The organism is Undibacterium sp. Di24W (assembly GCF_049340325.1).
In the GTDB taxonomy this organism is placed as follows: Bacteria; Pseudomonadota; Gammaproteobacteria; order Burkholderiales; family Burkholderiaceae_D; genus Undibacterium.
In genome coordinates this window covers 263841-281740 of sequence record NZ_JBMPOP010000004.1, presented here as the reverse complement: position 1 = coordinate 281740, position 17900 = coordinate 263841, and the positions used below count along the sequence as shown (strand labels likewise).

Here is a 17900-nt window from a genome sequence, read left to right as displayed (position 1 = left end):
GGCGCAAAAGACTAACAATGTACGTTTGTCGTCTGATTTCTATTTGGGGAGTAATTGAGCGCGACTTAACCAATCCTTAAATTCTGTGTGGATTTTTGGCTTGGAGTAGTAAAATCCCTGTGCAAAAACGCAACCAAAAGACATTAGTAAATCAGCTTGTTCTTGGGTTTCTACACCTTCAGCAATAACGTCAATGTTGAGACTTTGACTCAGTTGCACAATCATTTTGGCAATACTAGCGTTGTGGCTGGTGCTGCTCATTTGATTGACAAAAGTGCGGTCGATTTTCAATTTATCGACTTTCAGCTTTTGTAAATGACTTAAGGACGAGAAACCTGTGCCAAAATCATCGATTGATACTCTTACTCCCATCGTTTTTAATTTTGCGATACTTTCTATCAAAACTTCAGGATCGGTCATCGCCATCGATTCCGTTATTTCAAGTTCAAGACGATCAGGTGGAATATTTGAATCAACTACGGCACGAGCTACACTTTGTAAAAATAAAGGATGTGAGAATTGTGCTTGGGATACATTGACTGCGATCCTGAACGAGGCGTCTGCATGCTCGCTCAATTGCTTCCATTCAAAGCACGCACTACGTAATACCCATTCACCAATATTTACAATTAATCCAGAATATTCAGCGATAGGGATAAACTGATCTGGGGGAATGAATGAGCCATCCTCGGCGCGCCACCTTAACAGCGCTTCAGCACCCACAGTCTTGCCTGTTTGCATGTTGACTTGCGGTTGATAGACCACGAACAGTCGGTCTCTTTCGAACGCAGCGCGCAAGGCGTGCATCATCCGAACCCGTTCACGGATTTCGACTCCGAGATCCTTGGTAAAGTAGGTGTATCTCGACCTGTTATGAATTTTTGAGCGTTTTAAGGCTATGTTGGCATCTTTTAATGCATCGGCTGCTTGCAGTTCGTAATCAGAAAGTTTAATTAAGCCTAAACTGACAGAAATCTGCATCTTTTGCCCATCGACCAAAAATGGCTTGGTGAACAAGCTCAAAATCATTTCGGGTGCAACCATTTCCTCGTGGCCTAACATGCCGAAAATATCATTCCCTATACGTGCGATCTGACAGGCATCTCCGAAATGATCCAATAAGCGACGTGCGACAGCACATAGTAAAAAGTCGCCAAAATGATGTCCCAATGCATCATTCGTTTCAGAAAAATGATCGATGTCGACCAGAACAAGCACACTGTCATATTTCTTATGCGAACGTAAACTGGCGCTCAAAGTTTGTAGAAGATGTAAGCGATTGGATAGACCGGTAAGAGGATCGAAAAAAGCCAAGTTATGCATGCGAGAGCTCAAGGCAACATTTTCTAGGCAAACGGAGGCGTTGCTACAAAACATATCAAGCAAGCGAATCTGGCTGGTTGTTATATCGAAACCAGTATCAAAGTACATCCCCATGCTAACGCTCTCGTGATTGCTAAAGTACAGCACTACACTATCGACTTCATATACATGTTTACGTTCGAACAGGGCTTTTTGCACCATCGCTTGCTGCTTGCGTTCGGCGACTTGCACGAATGCTTGATTATTCCAATCCAAATATTTGCCTTTGCTGGCGATAATATGGGCGCCTTTACTCAGGTCCTCTCCACCATGAGAAAAATCAGAGAAATTAATAGCACAAATAAATGCATCTGCATCATGTAAGATTAAGTCTAAGACTTGCTCTAAAATGGTTTCGGCAAATTCTTGTATGTCGCTAAGTGCCATCAACCGCGCACTTGCTTTGATAATTGCCTCAAGCCCTAACCTATTAGACGAAACCGTGCAGATTTGTTCATAGGAACGGATCGCGGAGGTGACGGTAGTGAAAAGTTTTGCCTGCGTTAGTTCAGTCTTATTTTTGTAGTCGTTAATGTCGTAATCGCGGATCGCTTCCACCTCAGGTGCATATCCAGCCTGACCTGTTCTTAAAATAATCCGTACATCTCTCATAAGCAAGTCTTGCCGTATATAACTTACCAATTGAAGCCCAGCGTTTTCATCTGTCATGACCACATCAAGCAAAATGACGGCAATCGCTTCACTATGTATAAGCAGGTGTCTCGCTTCCGAGGCTGAATAGGCGTGCAAGTAATGTAGATTTCGATTTTGAATTTTTAAGCCGTTCAGGGCAAACATGGTGGCAGTATGAACATCCGGATCGTCATCGATGATTAGGATATTCCAATCGGGCAATTGCGTATTTTGAGAAACATCACTTGGTATCGTATCGTCTTCAACGAAAAAAAGTGCGTCATCTTGCTGGGTGTGGTCGCTCATCGCTACTTGTATCTCGGTTAATATGACTAAACTACTCGAGTTTGAGGTGCCAAAATTTCGACTTAATCTACGGTGTTTTTTGTTTAAGTATAGGATCGGAACGAGCAAGCTCAAATTTAAATACTAAAACCCTTCGGAAATTCTTACTTATCATCAGTGAATTGTAAAGTTTATTTCTCTAGATAAACTAGCAGGGTAAAAATAAAGGCGCATTACGCGCCTTTATGTTGTTTAATTTTTAGGTTTGTTAGAGAATTTCGCTGGCATGATCCGCCAGTCTAGATCGCTCACCTCTGGCTAAAGTCACGTGTCCGCTATGGGACCAACCTTTGAATCTGTCCACTACATAGGTCAAACCACTAGAGCCTTCAGTTAAATACGGTGTGTCAATTTGAGCGATGTTACCTAGGCAAATAATTTTAGTTCCAGGGCCGGCACGGGTTACCAATGTTTTGACTTGTTTCGGCGTAAGATTTTGTGCCTCATCAATAATTAAGAATTTATTGACAAAGGTACGACCACGCATGAAGTTAAGCGATTTAATTTTGATTTTTGAACGTATCAAATCTTGGGTTGCTGCACGCCCCCAATCACCTGCGTCGTTATCGGATTTGTTCAAAACTTCGAGATTATCGTCAAAGGCACCCATCCAAGGTGACATTTTTTCTTCTTCCGTGCCTGGCAAGAAACCGATATCTTCACCGACAGGAACGGTGACGCGGGTCACGATGATTTCGTTGTAAGTCTTGGTCTCCAATACTTGAGCCAAGCCAGCTGCCAACGCCAATAAAGTTTTGCCGGTTCCAGCCTGACCCAGCAAAGTGACAAAATCACACTCAGGATCCATCAGTAGATTCAGTGCAAAATTCTGTTCACGGTTGCGTGATGTGACGCCCCAAACGCTGTGTTTGGAGTGGCCATAATCGCGCAAGGTTTGTAGCACAGCGGTCTTGCCGTTGATTTGGCGAACTTGTCCATAAAATGAGGCTTCACCGTTGTTCGGCTCCATGTAGACAAATTGATTCACCAAAAGGCTGGGAATGAGCGGCCCTGTAATTCGATAAAAAGTGGTACTGATACCATTACGATTTTCTTGCCAGGTTTCTATCCCTTTTCCATGCTTGCTCCAGAAATCGTTGGGTAATTGCACAATGCCCGTGTAAAGCAAATCGGAGTCTTCTAACACATGATCGTTGAAATAATCTTCTGCAGGTAAGCCCAAGGCGCGTGCTTTAATGCGCATATTGATGTCTTTTGATACTAAGACGATAGGGCGCCCCGGGAATTCAGCTTCTAAGGCCCGGACCACACCGAGAATCTGATTATCTGCTTTACCCTGCGGCAAACCTTGCGGCAGCGAGCCTCCTTGTAATTTGGTTTGGAAGAATAAACGACCTTTGGCGTCTTTGTTGCCGAGCTTAGACAACTCTATGCCTTGCTCAATGTCTTCGTTCTCGATTTCGCCTACCAACGCATCGAGTGAGCGGGAAATTTGACGAGCATTGCGGGCAACCTCTGACATACCTTTCTTGTGATCATCGAGCTCTTCCAAGGTAATCATGGGAAGATAGATATCATGTTCTTCAAAGCGGAATAATGAGGTTGGATCATGCATCAAGACATTAGTATCCAAGACAAAGAGCTTGGCAATGCCCTTTTTATCGGCCGCTTTGCTGACAGGTGATTTTGCTGGATTGTGCTTTGATTTGTTAATAGTTGTCGGTTGTTGTGTGGTTTTTGTTAAGGTAGTGGTAGCAACCCTCGCCACTTCTTTAGCTGGTGATACAGGTGTTTTTAAGTTTGGTACTGGTAACACTTTGACATTAACTTTAGACTTACTATTGGTTGCCGTTTTTAATTCAGATTCTGTCGTTTTTTTATGTGTTCCCTGGCTTGCTTTTGGATAGTCTTTTGGAGAAAGCAGGGCCGCTGGTTTAGTCGGCAATTTTGGTAAAGGCATTCGAACCTCTTAATAAAGTTGAATTACGAAGTAAAAAAAGACGGAAGTAAAATAACAAAAACAAAAGCCGCTTAAGAAGACTGCTTGGTCTTCTGAAACGGCTTTCCTTTGATTCTGATAGATAATGACGTGATTTCAATTAGGTTTGCTACTCACAAAATCTAACACAGCTTGAGCGTGGTCGGCGACCTTCACTCCACGCCATTCTTTCACTAATCTGCCAGATTCGTCAATAACAAACGTGCTGCGTTCGATGCCACGGACTTGTTTACCGTACATGTTTTTCATTTTCATCACATTAAACATCAGGCAAAGTGTCTCATCTGGATCGGAAATCAGTTCAAATGGAAGTTCCAATTTGTTCTTAAAGCCTTCATGTGAACGCAAACTGTCTCGGCTAATGCCAAAAATCACCGCATTACTGGCTAGCAATTGAGAGTGAATATCGCGGAAGGCAATGCTTTCTGTTGTACAGCCAGGCGTATTGTCTTTTGGATAGAAATAGAGAATGATTTTTTTGCCCGCATGAGCGCTTAACTTAAATTCTGTCGCACCAGTCATCGCTGCGGAAAATTGCGGAACCTCACAACCTAACGCACTAACTGCTTCGTTGTTGGTGTTATTGAGGATACTGAGATTTTCTGACACAAGGTTCTCCTGGAAAATGATTTGTGGAGAAATCTAAACGCCTAGTCGCTTATTTGGCATCTAGTGCGAGCAATTCTCCTGAGCGTCCGGGGAGCTCAGCCCATGTCAATGGATGAACCGGTAGTTCTTGCTCACGAATATTGGCAAAATATTGCCCCATCGAGATACACAAATAACCTTGTTCGCTCCAACCATTGAGCAATTCGACTAATATGGGGGCAAGTTTTTGCCCTTCAAGCTCTGCATGCATCGTAAACACATGATTTTTCGGTTCAGCCGTCAAACCCAAAATAACCGAGGCAATGGTGGATTCGGTAACGACAGCCCCATCAATTTCTACGCCGAGCAATTCGTCTAGGGTGGGTAGGGTGGTTGGCAATTGTACGCAGTCAAAAACCTGATCACCATGACTTAGGCGATACGGTCCCGCAGCCGGGTTCGCCAGGGATCCATCTTCCTTTAACAACGCCCGCGTGTCGGACGAATAGTGCATACCAAATTGATCCAATTGCGCGAAAGCATGCGGATTCATCTGCCAGCCTGCCGCACCATATGTTTTTGGCGGTGCACCAAAAATCTCGTTGTAGCGCTCGTAAGCAGCTAGCATTTGCTTTTTTGTCCATGCCTCGCCACGATGACGGACATTGTCTTGCCACACGACATGATCCCAACAGTGAATTCCGCATTCAAAGCCAGCACGTTTCGCGGCACGCATTTCTTCGACACACTCCTTGCCAATATCTGGAGCAGGCAAAAATACACCGTACATTAAAGTTTTAGGACCGTAATGTTCGAGCACCGAAGTTCTAGAGACTTTCTTGAAAAAACCTGGGCGAAATGCGCGGCGTAAAGCCCATCCTGTGTGATCCTTACCCAAGGAAAACAAGAACGTGGCATTAGCTTGGTGTTGCTTAAGGATGCGCACCAGATTCGGCACTCCTTCACGAGTGCCTCGGTAGGTGTCCACATCAATCTTTAATACGATAGTGGGCATCAATGACTTTTTTTGTTTAAGACAGTATTCGAATACAGAAAACGTCAGGACTCGCTGATTTTGCAAATCCTGGCGCGGACAGAAACTTAGTCCATCAAGGCGCGTGCTTGCGCCACTTGACCGCGGTAAGCATCAAAAATATGACGCATAGAGTCTGCCATCGTCGTGGTTGGTGCCCATCCTAATTCTTCGCAAGTATTGGTGATTTTCGGCACGCGATTTTGTACGTCTTGATAGCCACCGCCGTAATAAGCTGCAGAAGTAGTTTCAGTCAATTGCACTTTTTTCGCCGACTCAGCGTACTCGGGATACTCTGCCGCCAAGTCCAACATCATGTGTGCCAATTCACGGATAGAGTGATTATTGGTTGGATTGCCGATATTGTAGATTTTTCCGGAAGCGACACCGTCTTTATTGGCGATGATACGTACCAATGCGTCAATTCCATCGTCGATATACGTGAACGCACGTTTTTGCGCACCGCCATCGACTAGGGAAATATTCTCACCACGAACGATGTGACCGAAAAATTGTGTCACCACACGTGAAGATCCTTCTTTTGGTGTGTGAATGGAATCCAAACCAGCTCCGATCCAGTTAAACGGGCGGAACAGTGTGAAATTCAAACCTTCCATGCCATAGCCCCAGATGACACGATCCATCAATTGCTTAGCGCAAGAATAAATCCAACGTGGTTTATTGATAGGGCCGCAAATCAATTCGGAATTTTCCGGATCAAATTCTTCGTCATGACACATGCCATACACTTCGGACGTGGATGGGAATACCAAGTGTTTGCCGTATTTCGCTGCGGAACGGACGATAGGTAAATTCGCTTCAAAATCGAGTTCGAACACACGCAAAGGTTGTTTTACATAAGTCGATGGTGTTGCGATCGCGACCAAAGGCAAAATCACATCACATTTTTTAACATGGTATTCAACCCATTCTTTGTTGATTGTGATATCGCCTTCGAAGAAATGCATACGTGGATGGTTGAGTAAATCACCCAAACGTTCAGTTTGCATATCCATGCCATACACTTCCCAATCCGTCGTTTCGAGAATGCGTTTGGACAGGTGGTGACCGATAAAACCATTCACGCCAAGGATAAGGACTTTTTTCATAGTAGTTTCTCTGAGAAATTAATTATAGTAGATTCGTATAGTAGATTCGGATATTGGATTCGGCTAGCGTCATGCTATATAAACGATGCATCATCGATTCGTAGCGAGGTCAAGGATTTAGGCAAACAGAAGCTTCAAAGCGGCTTCGTCCATCGTTTTACCTTCGTGCTGTAAGGCCAAAATCTCAATCGCCTTACCATCACCACAGACGCCAAAAATGACATTATCCACTACAGATAGTCCTTGCGGCAAATTTGCAGGAACTTTTGTGGTGGAATGATTAATTAGACGTGCTTTTTCTATAATGAAACGTTTGCCATTGATGTCGGTGAAAGCGCCGGGATAAGGCGGTGCTACAGCCCTGTGCAAGTTATAGACGTCTTGTGCAGATTTAGTCCAGTCTATGCGCCCGTCTTCAGGTTTGCGTCCGCCAAAATAGCTGCCTTTGCTTAAATCATTGGGAATGCGTGGTGCATTTCCTGCAATCATCGCTGGCAAAGCATTCCATAAAGTTTGCTCAGCGGCGACGGTTAATTTGCCAAATACTTCAAATGCCGTGTCATCGGGCAAGATCGGTACTGCTGTTTGTCCAATAATTGCGCCGGCATCTGGTTTTACCGTCATTTCGTGCAGAGTCGCACCGGTTTCGGTTTCGCCATGTAGCACTGCCCAATTTACTGGGACACGACCGCGGTACTTCGGCAATAAAGAACCGTGTAAATTGTAAGCGCCGCGTTTTGCAAGTGCCAAAATGTCGTTTGACAACATATTGCGGTAATAGAAGCTGAAGATGAAATCTGGCTGTAATGCCGCAATTTGCGCAATCACCTCAGGTGTATTCGGATTGTCCGGCGTAATGCGTGCAATGCCACGCTCTTCGCACAGTGCTGCGACTGATTCAAACCAGATAGTTTCCGTCGCACTGTCTTCATGACTGACGACCAATTTGATATCGATTCCGCGCGCCAGTAAGGTTTTGATGCTGCGCACACCAACGCTGTGGTAGGCGAAGACGACTGCAGACGGCATTGCCGGATTAGCGGCATCCTTAGTTTCGGAGGCAATCATATTAAGCTTGATCTCCGGACTTTTCTTCCAAAATAGTTTGTACCACAAAGCGCGGTCGGCCTTGTACTTGCTGGTAAATGCGGCCAACATATTCGCCTAACAAACCAATGCCGAACAAAATCACACCCATCATAAAGAAGGCAATCGCGAACAAAGTGAACAAGCCTTCGGCTTCTGCACCGAGCAAAAAGCGGCGGATCAACAACAGAACCACCAAGCCGCCTGACAACCCCGACAAAATCATCCCCATCATAGAAAACAACTGCAAAGGCATGATGGAAAAGCCCGTCATCAAGTCAAAATTCAAGCGAATCAGACTGTAGAAAGAATACTTAGATTCACCCGCCGTGCGCTCTTCATGCTCCACCACAATTTCGGTCGGCTTACGCGCAAAGGTATAGGCGAGGGCGGGGACAAAGGTGTTGACTTCGGTACATTGATTAATCAGATTAATCACATTGCGACCGTAGGCACGCAACATATTGCCTTGATCCGTAATTTTAATGCGGGTGATTTTTTCACGAATGCGATTCATCGCTTTTGACAAGTAAGTGCGCCAAGCGGCATCCTGACGTTTGCGGCGAATTGAGCCAACATAGTCGTAGCCTTCTCGCATCTTGTCGACCAAGGCACCAATTTCTTCCGGCGGATTTTGTAGATCAGCATCTAATGTGACTACGATTTCACCGCGACTAGCCTGAAAACCTGCCAAGATCGCCATGTGCTGACCGTAGTTGCCATTAAATAAAACAGCGCGAGTCACATCAGGGCGCAAGCGAAATTGATCCGCCAGGATTTCAGCGGATCGATCACGACTGCCGTCATTAACAAAAACAATTTCGTAAGTGATGCCGCGCTCTGCAAGTTTATCCAAAGCTGGGTAAAGTCGCGCATATAAATTGGCAAGGCCAGCTTCTTCGTTGTATACAGGAATGACGACGGAAAGTTCAGGATGCATTGTGATTTTCTGTCCGGAAATTAAAGTAGGCAGGATTTTACCGCAGACACCACGCGTTCGACATCACTTTCGCTCATGGCTGGGAAAAGCGGTAGTGTTACAATTTGCTTGCCAACACGTTCTGCGATCGGGAACATACCATCGGTAAAGCCGCGTTCACGGTACAAGGTGAACAAATGAATAGCGCGATAGTGGTAACCAAGTCCAATCCCCATATCCAACATTTTTTGCATAAATTCCGCGCGATTGACGCGCTCAGGCAAAACAATGTGGAACATGTGCCAGTTCGAATTCGTAAAATCAGCGACCGGTAATTCAGCGCCAGTCAGTGTTTCAAAATCGGTACCGAAGCTTGTGAAGTAATGATGCGCGAGTGCTTTGCGCTTAGCATTGAACTCTTCCAAGCGCTTCATTTGCCCAAGACCGATCACGGCTGAAATATCCGTCATATTGTATTTGCCACCCAAGACATCGACGTCAATACCGTCGAGTCCTGTGCGTGAAACACCTTGCAGGCGATATTTTTCAGCCAATTTCGCTTCGTCTTCGTTATTCAATACGAGGCAACCACCTTCGGCCGTCATCACGTTTTTATTCACTTGAAAACTGAAGGACGCGAAATCACCGAACGCGCCTATGCGTTGGCCTTTCCAAGTTGAACCGATAGCTTGCGCCGCGTCTTCGACGACACGTAAATTGTGTTTCTTTGCAATGGCGTACAACTGATCCATGTCGCAAGGCAGGCCGCACATGTGAACCGGAATAATGCCTTTGGTGCGCGGTGTAATCGCTGCCTCGACTTTGTTCAGGTCAATATTGTGTGTTTTCGGATCAATATCCACAAACACAGGCGTAGCCCCAACTTCGATAATTACGTTGGCAGTGGCAACCCAGGAATTTGGCGTCGTAATGACCTCATCGCCAGCGCCGATACCCGCAATACGCAAAGCGATCTCCATCGTGCAAGTGCCGGAGTTAAAGGTGCGTACCGGACGACCGCCAAAGTAAGTCGACAATTGTGCTTCCAAGGCTTTTACATTGGGACCACTCGTGAGCCATCCCGAGCGCAGTACTTCAGCCACGGCACTGATGGTCTCTTCGTCGATTGTTGGCTTAGTAAATGGAAGAAATGCCTGGTTAGTGCTCATAGTATTCTTTCGTAAAACAAATAGTGTTGATCAGTGCGGACGTGAATGACAACTTAGATTAAGGAATTGCGACGATAATCCGCTTAGGGTCTTCACCGATAACTTTCATCGGCACCGCTTCATCTTGCATCGCTTTATAGACAGTGGGATTCAGGAAAGCTACTGCCTTTTCACCTTTTGCATGCATCGCTCGCCACTTGAGAATGAAGTCAGCGCGTTTTGGTATCCATAATTCTGGTTGTATGCCAACGCCAAATTGCATTTCGTCTGGATGCTCAACCAAAATTGTCGTACGGCGCAAGTAAAATGGTAGTGATTGTTCGTAGCGACCCACCGCAAAAATCGGTGTGTCAGCTCTTAATTCAGCTTGAATGGCAGGTAGGTGATAGACACCCGCACTGTATTTGCCCCATTGATCGTGACCGATGAAAACCACTTGGCCGCCGAGATAGCCACCAATTGCTATCGCGAGTACAGCTATATCTTTATTGCGTTTCGCGAACAGGATGCCTACTAAGCCACCAGCTAATGCAATGGTGGCAGCGGCATAGGCCCAAGGTATCATTGCTTCGTAAAATGGTAGCTCGTATGGTGCTTTAGCAATATCTGCGATTTTTGGAGAGAACAGCAACGAGGCCACGCCAATTAGAGCCAATAGACCTGCATTGATGCGCAAACTCATCACAGATATTTTCTCTAATTCACAGGCAATCAAAATCGCCAAGGCTGGAAATACCGGCAAAATATAAGACGGTAATTTTGAACCTGAAACACTAAAGAAAAAGAAAATAAAGACTGTCCAGATCGTCAACATTTTTTTAGCTTGGAACTGACTTTGTTCTTTGCGCACCGATGCCAATAAGCTTTGTAATAACAAGCCTAGCCAAGGCACGATACCGATGATCAACAATGGAAAGAAATAGTACCAAGCGCCACCGCGTTTATGCACGGTGCTGGTGAAGCGTTGAAAATGTTCGTGGATAAAGAAGAAGTGTGGGTGCTCAGGATTCGCTTGCCACACTAATATAAACCATGGAACGGTAATCGCAAAAAACAGAAGCAAGCCTTTGCCCAAATGTAGACGTAACCACAAGCCAAAATCGCGTGTCCAAACCGTATACAAAACCAGCACAGCGCCCGGTAACACAAAGCCGATTAGGCCTTTAGACATCGTTGCTAGAGCCATACCCGCCCAGCACAGTAGCATGCCATTTCTTTGCTCTTTGTCGCTAGCACCATCACGTTGTGCTAATAACAAACCGCACAATGCCAAGGTCATCATGCCGGATAAGCCCATATCCAAGGTGTTGATGTGTCCCATCGCAGCCCAGTAAAAACTAGAACCCAAAATCAAAGTCGTACTAATTGCTACTCGACGGCCATAGATTTTGAATGCCGTATAACTCGCCGCTAAAATGCCAATCAGACCGCACAGGCCCGTCCACAAACGTGCTTGCCAATCGCCTAGGCCGAATAGGCTAAACGTCAACGCATTCATCCAATTTTGTAGTGGTGGCTTTTCGAAATATTTGATGCCGTTTAAGCGTTGCGTAATCCAATCACCAGTCGCCACCATTTCACGCGCCATTTCAGCGTAACGACCTTCGTCGGTTGGTACTAGCGTACGTGCACCGAGCATGTAAAACCAGATAACTAAGAATCCTACCAATATTGTCCAAAGTGTTCGAACTGAGTCATAAGGAGTCTTTAAGTAAGAGGATTGTGACTGATTCATAGTTTCTCCAGAATCAAAGCTAACGCAACTTTACGACCTTCGGCCATCAAAATATTGTAGGTGCGGCAGGCGGCTTGGTTGTCCATGCATTCGACGCCCTTGTGCTTAGCGCTGAGCGCGGTGATTATTTTAGGATGGATGAATTTTTGTTTTTTTCCTGTGCCCAAGATGACGACATCAGGTTCGGTAGCTGCGATTTGCTCAAAATGCGCAGCAGTTAATGCTTCGAAGTTCGCCACATTCCAAGCAACAGGCATTACTTCAGGCAGAACGATCAGGCTGTGTTCATAGCGAATCGCATTAAATTCGACACCAGCGTCATCATAGGCGGTAACAGTTTGATATTGTTGGGTATTGGTCGCGTGGAGCTTCATGTAATTTTATGTTGAAGTTTGAAAAATGCGCGTTAAGCAGCGCTTCTGGAATAACACTTAAGTACCAATTTTAGTGTCACTTAAGAAAGCTGCGGCATTGTAGCTTTTTTCTTGTATTTGCTCAAAGGAAAGGCATACTGCAAGAAATAACTAAATCTCTTTTCTTGGTGGTAACAGGAACTCTCTGGGACTCTTAATAAAGCGACGGCCTAGCGCTTTGCCCAAACTCAATCGCTGGGTAAAGTCGACGCCGCGGGCGCGTAAAGCAACTGAAAGGGCCAGATAAAAACTCACACCTAGATTCATAATGCCTATTCCCAAAAAGCCGAGTGCCGTAGTAAGAATTAATTGCCAAGGCAGTTGAAAATCGAGCGCAAACAGGGAGTAGCCCCACATGGCGGATGATAGTGTTGTATGACGTACATCCAGCGGCAAACCTAACAATGCTCCCAGGCCCGCCGCTCCACCTAATAAAAAACCTAGAAAGAAATTGCCAGCTAAAACACCAAGATTATTGCGTATGTATTCGCTGACACGTCCCCAGCGCGCTTTGCCGAATAGTTTTTGTGCCCATTGCAGGCGGTTCAAGCGTTCAGGAATGCGACTATAGCTACAAAGGTTGTCGTAATAGCCAGCGATTAAACCTGCTAAGAATAAACAAACGCCTGCGATGCCAGCGAAAATTAAGGTTCCAGCACTGAGCAAATCAATGTCATGCAATAAATGCTTGGCTTTCGCGGGCGTGATGAAGTGTGCACCACTGACCTGTTGCACCAAATAAGCGATTAGGAGTGCAACGGGAATGGCTAAACCTATATTGCCCGCAATGGCAGCTAATTGTGTGCGTATGGTGCGTGCGATCAGGGTAACTAAAGGCTCCAGGTCTCGTTGTCGTTCGCGTGTGTTTCCTTGTATCTCGCCAATTGCCGCCGCGATCGCGTTGGCGGTCATTGCCGGTTGTTTAGTCGCGACCGAGAAATGCAGCAAATGTATTAAGACAAAACCCAATCCATAATTGAGGCAATTGGCCAATACTTCAGCCAAAGGTGCCAAACCACGAGTTCCAATATTAATCTTAATCGCAGCTACCAAGGCAACTGCAAGACCGCCACCGGCAGCCGCTTTTAACATGGCAAAGTAGTCACTGCGTGTTTCGGTAATGTAGTGTTCACCGCTACGACCTGCGTTTTCGGTGACACGCAAGGCAACCAGTTCGGCATTCTGACGCCAAAATTGACGAATATTATTTTGACTACACTCAGCGATCGCGAGTTCGCACCATAAATCGGCTATTTGGGTGCTGATTTCTTCATCGTTCTGACTGATGTAGGCGGCCAGTAGCGCCGTAAGCCTATCTAATCTATCTAAATGTTGTTGCAATCGACGTAAGCGAAAGGTTAGGTAAAAACTAGCACCTTGTTGCTGTGCACGGCGACGTACGCGGTCTATTGTGGCGCTGGCCTGATTAATTAAAACGTCAAGATGACGCGCGTCAATGTGTTGCATGTCTGCGCTGTCGCCCCTACTGATCTGATTTTCTATCTCCCTACTGAGTTGTAGTGCTTCTTCGCAGACGCCGAGAAATGGGGATGCATGGTTTTCCAGACTGGGATCAAGTCGCAGCATTTCTGGCTCTAAGCCAGCTGCTGCGATACGATGCGCGACAACACGCAAAGCCTCGAGTACGTCTGAGAGCAGTGGTTTTGTGGTGCTGGTTATCTGAATTTCCTTGGGTGCTTGGGAGAAATTCAGAAGCATGACCAAATCTTTCCAGTCTTTCAGGTCGCTGCTCGCGAGCCAGTCTGCATCGCTGACTTTGAGCATTTCGCGCAGTGCATCCTTCAATTGTTTGTCGTTGTCGACTTCCGGTAATAGTTTGTGCGAAAGTCGGCGTAGCGTTTCAGCGAAGACGCCAGTTCCAGGGTAAATGCCTGAGGTCGCCAATAGCAAAACAGAATGACGCTGACCTAACAACAACAAAATATGGGTGCGCAAGCCGTTTGCCAAAGTGGGTTCCGTTTGCAATAGTTGGTTTAAGACTGACAATTGCGATGGTCTTGATGTGGAAGTTGGCCGGATCGCATCTAATAAAAGCATTAAATTTGGTAAAGGGTCAAAATTTTCTTCCTGTGGCGCTTGCAGTTGTAGTAATAATTCTCTGAGCATTTAATCGTCCTGGCTTGTGTTGTTCGTGCTTGTTGGTGCTCATCGGTGCGGCTCATTCATGCTTATACCAGCTCTTACAGTTGAATGAAGGAAGGTACACACGTCTTAGAGGTGCTGCAGAAACGCAATCATTAAATTGAGCCTTGTGTCGAATCTTGCCTGATTTATCAAAAAATGGTTGATAGAATTCGCTTGTAGCCTTGAATAGGACAAGCAATGTTCTTATTTCCTGTGGAAAATCATCAAATTTTGTTCATTTAATTGTGCCGTAAGCGCAGGAAACAAGACTTAATTGAATATTTTGCCAAAACACATTGATAAAATAGGGCGCTTTGGGCAGAATGGATCATTCGGCAGTGCAGCATTTTATAATTTACCTTTTGAAAGCAGTCTCGTGCGCCCCATCCAAAAATCCCAAAAACTTGCAGACGTTTGTTATGACATCCGCGGCCCCGTTATGGAAAAGGCCAAGCAGATGGAAGACGAAGGTCATAAAATCATCAAGTTAAACATCGGCAACCTGGCCGTGTTTAACTTTGGTCCACCGGACGAGATCGTCCAGGATATGATTTTAAACATGCAAAGCGCCGCGGGTTACACGGACTCAAAAGGCATGTTTGCGCCGCGCAAAGCGATTATGCATTACACCCAGGAAAAGAAAATTCGTGGTGTCACGATAGATGATATTTACATCGGCAATGGCGCGTCAGAGTTGATCGTGATGGGGATGAATGCCCTGTTAAATTCAGGTGACGAAGTCTTGGTGCCTGCGCCAGATTATCCATTATGGACAGCAGCAGTGAGCCTATCTGGTGGCAAACCAGTACACTATATCTGTGACGAGAGTGCCGATTGGATGCCAGATATTGAAGATATCAAGCGCAAAATCACGCCCAATACTAAAGCGATAGTCGTGATCAATCCTAATAATCCAACTGGTGCTTTGTATCCCGTTGAAATTCTGCAAAAGATTATTGATGTTGCCCGCGAAAAACAATTAATTGTTTTTGCAGATGAAATCTACGACAAAACCTTGTATGACGACGCTGAGCATGTCTCGATCGCGTCTTTAGCGGATGACGTGTTGTGCTTGACGCTCAATGGCCTCTCAAAAAATTACCGGTCTTGCGGTTATCGCGCAGGTTGGATGGTGATTTCTGGTGAAAAACGCCATGCCAAAGACTATATTGAAGGTCTAAATATGTTGGCGTCTATGCGCTTATGTTCAAATGCGCCCGGACAATTTGCGATCCAGACTGCACTGGGCGGATATCAAAGTATCAAAGACTTAGTCGGCCCAGGCGGTCGACTTTTGAAGCAGCGCGATCTGGCGCACAAACTATTAACAGCAATTCCCGGGGTTACATGCGTTAAGCCAAAAGCTGCACTGTATATGTTCCCCAAGCTTGATCCTGCTATTTATCCAATCGTAGATGATCAGTCTTTTATCCAAGATCTTTTGGTTGAGCAACGCGTCTTATTAGTGCAAGGCACAGGTTTCAATTGGATCGCGCCGGATCATTTCCGCGTCGTCTTCTTGCCAAATACCGATGATTTGACTGACGCCGTCGCGCGCATTGCGAGATTCCTCGAAGGCTATCGCCGTCGCCATGGAACGGGCGAATTTGCAGCCAAGCAGACAAAAGAATAATTTATAATCAATCTTTTCACATTAATTTAAGCATATATGAAACCCATCAAAGTTGGCCTATTAGGATTAGGCACAGTCGGCTCCGGCACCTTCAATGTTCTCAAGCGCAATCAAGAAGAGATTATGCGCCGTGCCGGTCGTGCGATTGAAATTACGATGGTGGCCGTACGCAATGTTGAGCGTGCAAGAGAAATCGTCAAAGACGAAGTGGAAATTGTGACTGATGGCAATCTGGTTGTGAATCATCCTGACATTGATATTGTGATCGAACTTATTGGTGGTAACGATGTGGCCAAAGACCTGGTATTAAAAGCGATCGCGAATGGCAAACATGTTGTGACTGCGAATAAAGCTTTAATTGCCAAGCACGGCAATGAAGTGTTCACAGCTGCGCAAGATAAAGGCGTGATGGTCGCATTCGAAGCTGCGGTAGCAGGTGGTATTCCTATCATCAAAGCCCTACGCGAAGGTTTGACCGCGAATCGCATTCAATGGATCGCAGGCATTATTAATGGCACTACGAATTTCATCTTGTCCGAAATGCGTGATAAAGGGCTGGATTTCGCCACTGTTTTGAAACAGGCACAAGCGCTCGGTTACGCTGAAGCAGATCCGACTTTTGATATCGAAGGGATCGATGCTGCTCACAAGTTGACCATAATGGCGTCCATCGCATTTGGTATTCCTACGCAATTCGACAAGGCCTACGTCGAAGGCATCACCAAATTAGAAGCGACTGATATCGAATACGCAGAGCAACTTGGCTACCGCATCAAACTCTTGGGTATTACTAAGCGTAGTGAGGCAGGCATAGAGTTACGCGTTCATCCAACCTTGATTCCAGAAAAACGTCTGATCGCGAACGTCGAAGGCGCAATGAATGCAGTGCTGGTACAAGGCGATGCTGTCGGCGCCACTTTGTATTATGGTAAAGGCGCAGGTTCAGAGCCAACAGCGTCTTCAGTGATTGCGGACGTTGTCGATATCACGCGCTTGGCGACTGCCGATCCTGAGCATCGTGTTCCTTACTTGGCATTTCAACCAAATTCATTGAGCGACTTAAAGGTATTGCCGATCGCTGAAGTATTCACTAGTTACTATCTGCGTATGCGTGTAGAAGACAAGCCTGGTGTATTGGCCGATGTGACCAAGATACTTGCTGAGTTTTCGATTTCTATCGATGCCATGCTGCAAAAAGAACCTGCAGAAGGCGAATCACGTACTGACATCATTATGTTGACACATCAGACGCAAGAGAAAAATGTCGATGCGGCGATCGCGCGGATTGAAGCTTTGCCTTCGGTGACGGGTACAGTTACCAAGTTGCGTTTGGAAGAGTTGAGCTAATGAAGTCTTTTGATTGAAATTGAGGATGAAAGGAGAGATTGTCTTGATCTCTCCTTGTAGAAAAATGCTTGTTTCAAGTTATGTAGGTGCTGGCGAGTGTCATCAGCGTTGTTCCAGAAACTAAGCGTCAGCATCAATAAAATACTCCAAGCGACGTTCACCAATTAAACATTCAAAGACGCCAGAAGAAACACTCGCATCTTTGACTACCTGCTCAAATTGAGCGGGTACATTTCGATAGATCTCCATCCAGGTATGAAGTCCATCTATGGCTTCCGGGCGTCGCTGCAGTTGCGGCTGTGCCATAGCAAAATCACTAGTCGCCCATAAATTCTCAACAACATAGGTTTGCAGCCGCTTAACGCAAACCTGAACTTGCCTCGCATGCTCCACTTTAGCTTTGTAATAGATATAGCAGTCCAT

At 45.7% G+C, this 17900-nt stretch carries 14 protein-coding genes; 2 read left to right on the top strand and 12 right to left on the bottom strand.

From position 1 onward, the window contains the following. Nucleotides 1-39: 39 nt before the first annotated feature. The 11 genes from ACO0KZ_RS10395 to ACO0KZ_RS10345 all read right to left on the bottom strand — a co-directional run bounded on the left by ACO0KZ_RS10395 (nt 40) and on the right by ACO0KZ_RS10345 (nt 14479). Nucleotides 40-2301, bottom strand: coding sequence for a putative bifunctional diguanylate cyclase/phosphodiesterase (locus ACO0KZ_RS10395; RefSeq protein ID WP_422995089.1), 2262 nt, complete (start codon nt 2299-2301; stop codon nt 40-42). 247 nt (nt 2302-2548) lie between these two features. Next, nucleotides 2549-4261 (bottom strand): PhoH family protein, encoded by a 1713-nt coding sequence (locus tag ACO0KZ_RS10390; RefSeq protein ID WP_422995088.1) that lies wholly within the window; start codon nt 4259-4261, stop codon nt 2549-2551. Between the two features lie 135 nt (nt 4262-4396). Further along, the gene (locus tag ACO0KZ_RS10385) at nt 4397-4891 is read right to left on the bottom strand and encodes a peroxiredoxin (protein WP_422995301.1); all 495 of its coding nucleotides are present in this window, start codon (nt 4889-4891) and stop codon (nt 4397-4399) included. Between the two features lie 67 nt (nt 4892-4958). Beyond that, entirely contained in the window at nt 4959-5903 is a 945-nt protein-coding gene (locus ACO0KZ_RS10380) for a polysaccharide deacetylase family protein (protein ID WP_422995087.1), read from the bottom strand. Nucleotides 5904-5989: 86 nt separating this feature from the next. Then, nucleotides 5990-7030: a bifunctional UDP-4-keto-pentose/UDP-xylose synthase gene (locus ACO0KZ_RS10375; protein ID WP_422995086.1), complete on the bottom strand. Its 1041-nt coding sequence runs from the start codon at nt 7028-7030 to the stop codon at nt 5990-5992. Between the two features lie 117 nt (nt 7031-7147). Continuing rightward, nucleotides 7148-8059: a formyltransferase gene (locus ACO0KZ_RS10370; RefSeq protein ID WP_422995300.1), complete on the bottom strand. Its 912-nt coding sequence runs from the start codon at nt 8057-8059 to the stop codon at nt 7148-7150. A 40-nt stretch (nt 8060-8099) separates the two neighbouring features. Then, nucleotides 8100-9056: a glycosyltransferase gene (locus ACO0KZ_RS10365; RefSeq protein WP_422995085.1), complete on the bottom strand. Its 957-nt coding sequence runs from the start codon at nt 9054-9056 to the stop codon at nt 8100-8102. Between the two features lie 20 nt (nt 9057-9076). Then, nucleotides 9077-10204, bottom strand: coding sequence for a DegT/DnrJ/EryC1/StrS family aminotransferase (locus tag ACO0KZ_RS10360; protein ID WP_422995084.1), 1128 nt, complete (start codon nt 10202-10204; stop codon nt 9077-9079). A 58-nt stretch (nt 10205-10262) separates the two neighbouring features. Then, nucleotides 10263-11939 carry a glycosyltransferase family 39 protein gene (locus ACO0KZ_RS10355; protein ID WP_422995083.1) on the bottom strand — a complete coding sequence of 559 codons (1677 nt, stop codon included), beginning with the start codon at nt 11937-11939 and terminating at the stop codon, nt 10263-10265. Further along, nucleotides 11936-12313 carry an Mth938-like domain-containing protein gene (locus tag ACO0KZ_RS10350; RefSeq protein WP_422995082.1) on the bottom strand — a complete coding sequence of 126 codons (378 nt, stop codon included), beginning with the start codon at nt 12311-12313 and terminating at the stop codon, nt 11936-11938. The genes ACO0KZ_RS10355 and ACO0KZ_RS10350 overlap by 4 nt, the downstream gene beginning before the upstream one ends. A gap of 150 nt (nt 12314-12463) precedes the next feature. Then, nucleotides 12464-14479: a recombinase gene (locus ACO0KZ_RS10345; RefSeq protein ID WP_422995081.1), complete on the bottom strand. Its 2016-nt coding sequence runs from the start codon at nt 14477-14479 to the stop codon at nt 12464-12466. 394 nt (nt 14480-14873) lie between these two features. Here ACO0KZ_RS10345 and ACO0KZ_RS10340 point away from each other — a divergent pair, with 394 nt between their 5' ends. Beyond that, complete coding sequence (locus ACO0KZ_RS10340; RefSeq protein WP_422995080.1) at nt 14874-16130, top strand: pyridoxal phosphate-dependent aminotransferase; 1257 nt, start codon at nt 14874-14876, stop codon at nt 16128-16130. Between the two features lie 36 nt (nt 16131-16166). Next, complete coding sequence (locus tag ACO0KZ_RS10335; RefSeq protein ID WP_422995079.1) at nt 16167-17477, top strand: homoserine dehydrogenase; 1311 nt, start codon at nt 16167-16169, stop codon at nt 17475-17477. Between the two features lie 120 nt (nt 17478-17597). Here the strand turns inward: ACO0KZ_RS10335 and ACO0KZ_RS10330 are convergent, their stop codons facing one another. After that, nucleotides 17598-17900, bottom strand: coding sequence for a DUF4936 family protein (locus tag ACO0KZ_RS10330; RefSeq protein ID WP_422995078.1), 303 nt, complete (start codon nt 17898-17900; stop codon nt 17598-17600).

Coding starts and splice junctions, on each gene's coding strand:
- ACO0KZ_RS10350 (WP_422995082.1), bottom strand. CDS start 12,313: ATGAAGCTCCACGCGACCAATACCCAACAATATCAAACTGTTACCGCC.
- ACO0KZ_RS10380 (WP_422995087.1), bottom strand. CDS start 5,903: ATGCCCACTATCGTATTAAAGATTGATGTGGACACCTACCGAGGCACT.
- ACO0KZ_RS10355 (WP_422995083.1), bottom strand. CDS start 11,939: ATGAATCAGTCACAATCCTCTTACTTAAAGACTCCTTATGACTCAGTT.
- ACO0KZ_RS10360 (WP_422995084.1), bottom strand. CDS start 10,204: ATGAGCACTAACCAGGCATTTCTTCCATTTACTAAGCCAACAATCGAC.
- ACO0KZ_RS10370 (WP_422995300.1), bottom strand. CDS start 8,059: ATGCCGTCTGCAGTCGTCTTCGCCTACCACAGCGTTGGTGTGCGCAGC.
- ACO0KZ_RS10375 (WP_422995086.1), bottom strand. CDS start 7,030: ATGAAAAAAGTCCTTATCCTTGGCGTGAATGGTTTTATCGGTCACCAC.
- ACO0KZ_RS10390 (WP_422995088.1), bottom strand. CDS start 4,261: ATGCCTTTACCAAAATTGCCGACTAAACCAGCGGCCCTGCTTTCTCCA.
- ACO0KZ_RS10365 (WP_422995085.1), bottom strand. CDS start 9,056: ATGCATCCTGAACTTTCCGTCGTCATTCCTGTATACAACGAAGAAGCT.
- ACO0KZ_RS10345 (WP_422995081.1), bottom strand. CDS start 14,479: ATGCTCAGAGAATTATTACTACAACTGCAAGCGCCACAGGAAGAAAAT.
- ACO0KZ_RS10335 (WP_422995079.1), top strand. CDS start 16,167: ATGAAACCCATCAAAGTTGGCCTATTAGGATTAGGCACAGTCGGCTCC.
- ACO0KZ_RS10330 (WP_422995078.1), bottom strand. CDS start 17,900: ATGGACTGCTATATCTATTACAAAGCTAAAGTGGAGCATGCGAGGCAA.
- ACO0KZ_RS10395 (WP_422995089.1), bottom strand. CDS start 2,301: ATGAGCGACCACACCCAGCAAGATGACGCACTTTTTTTCGTTGAAGAC.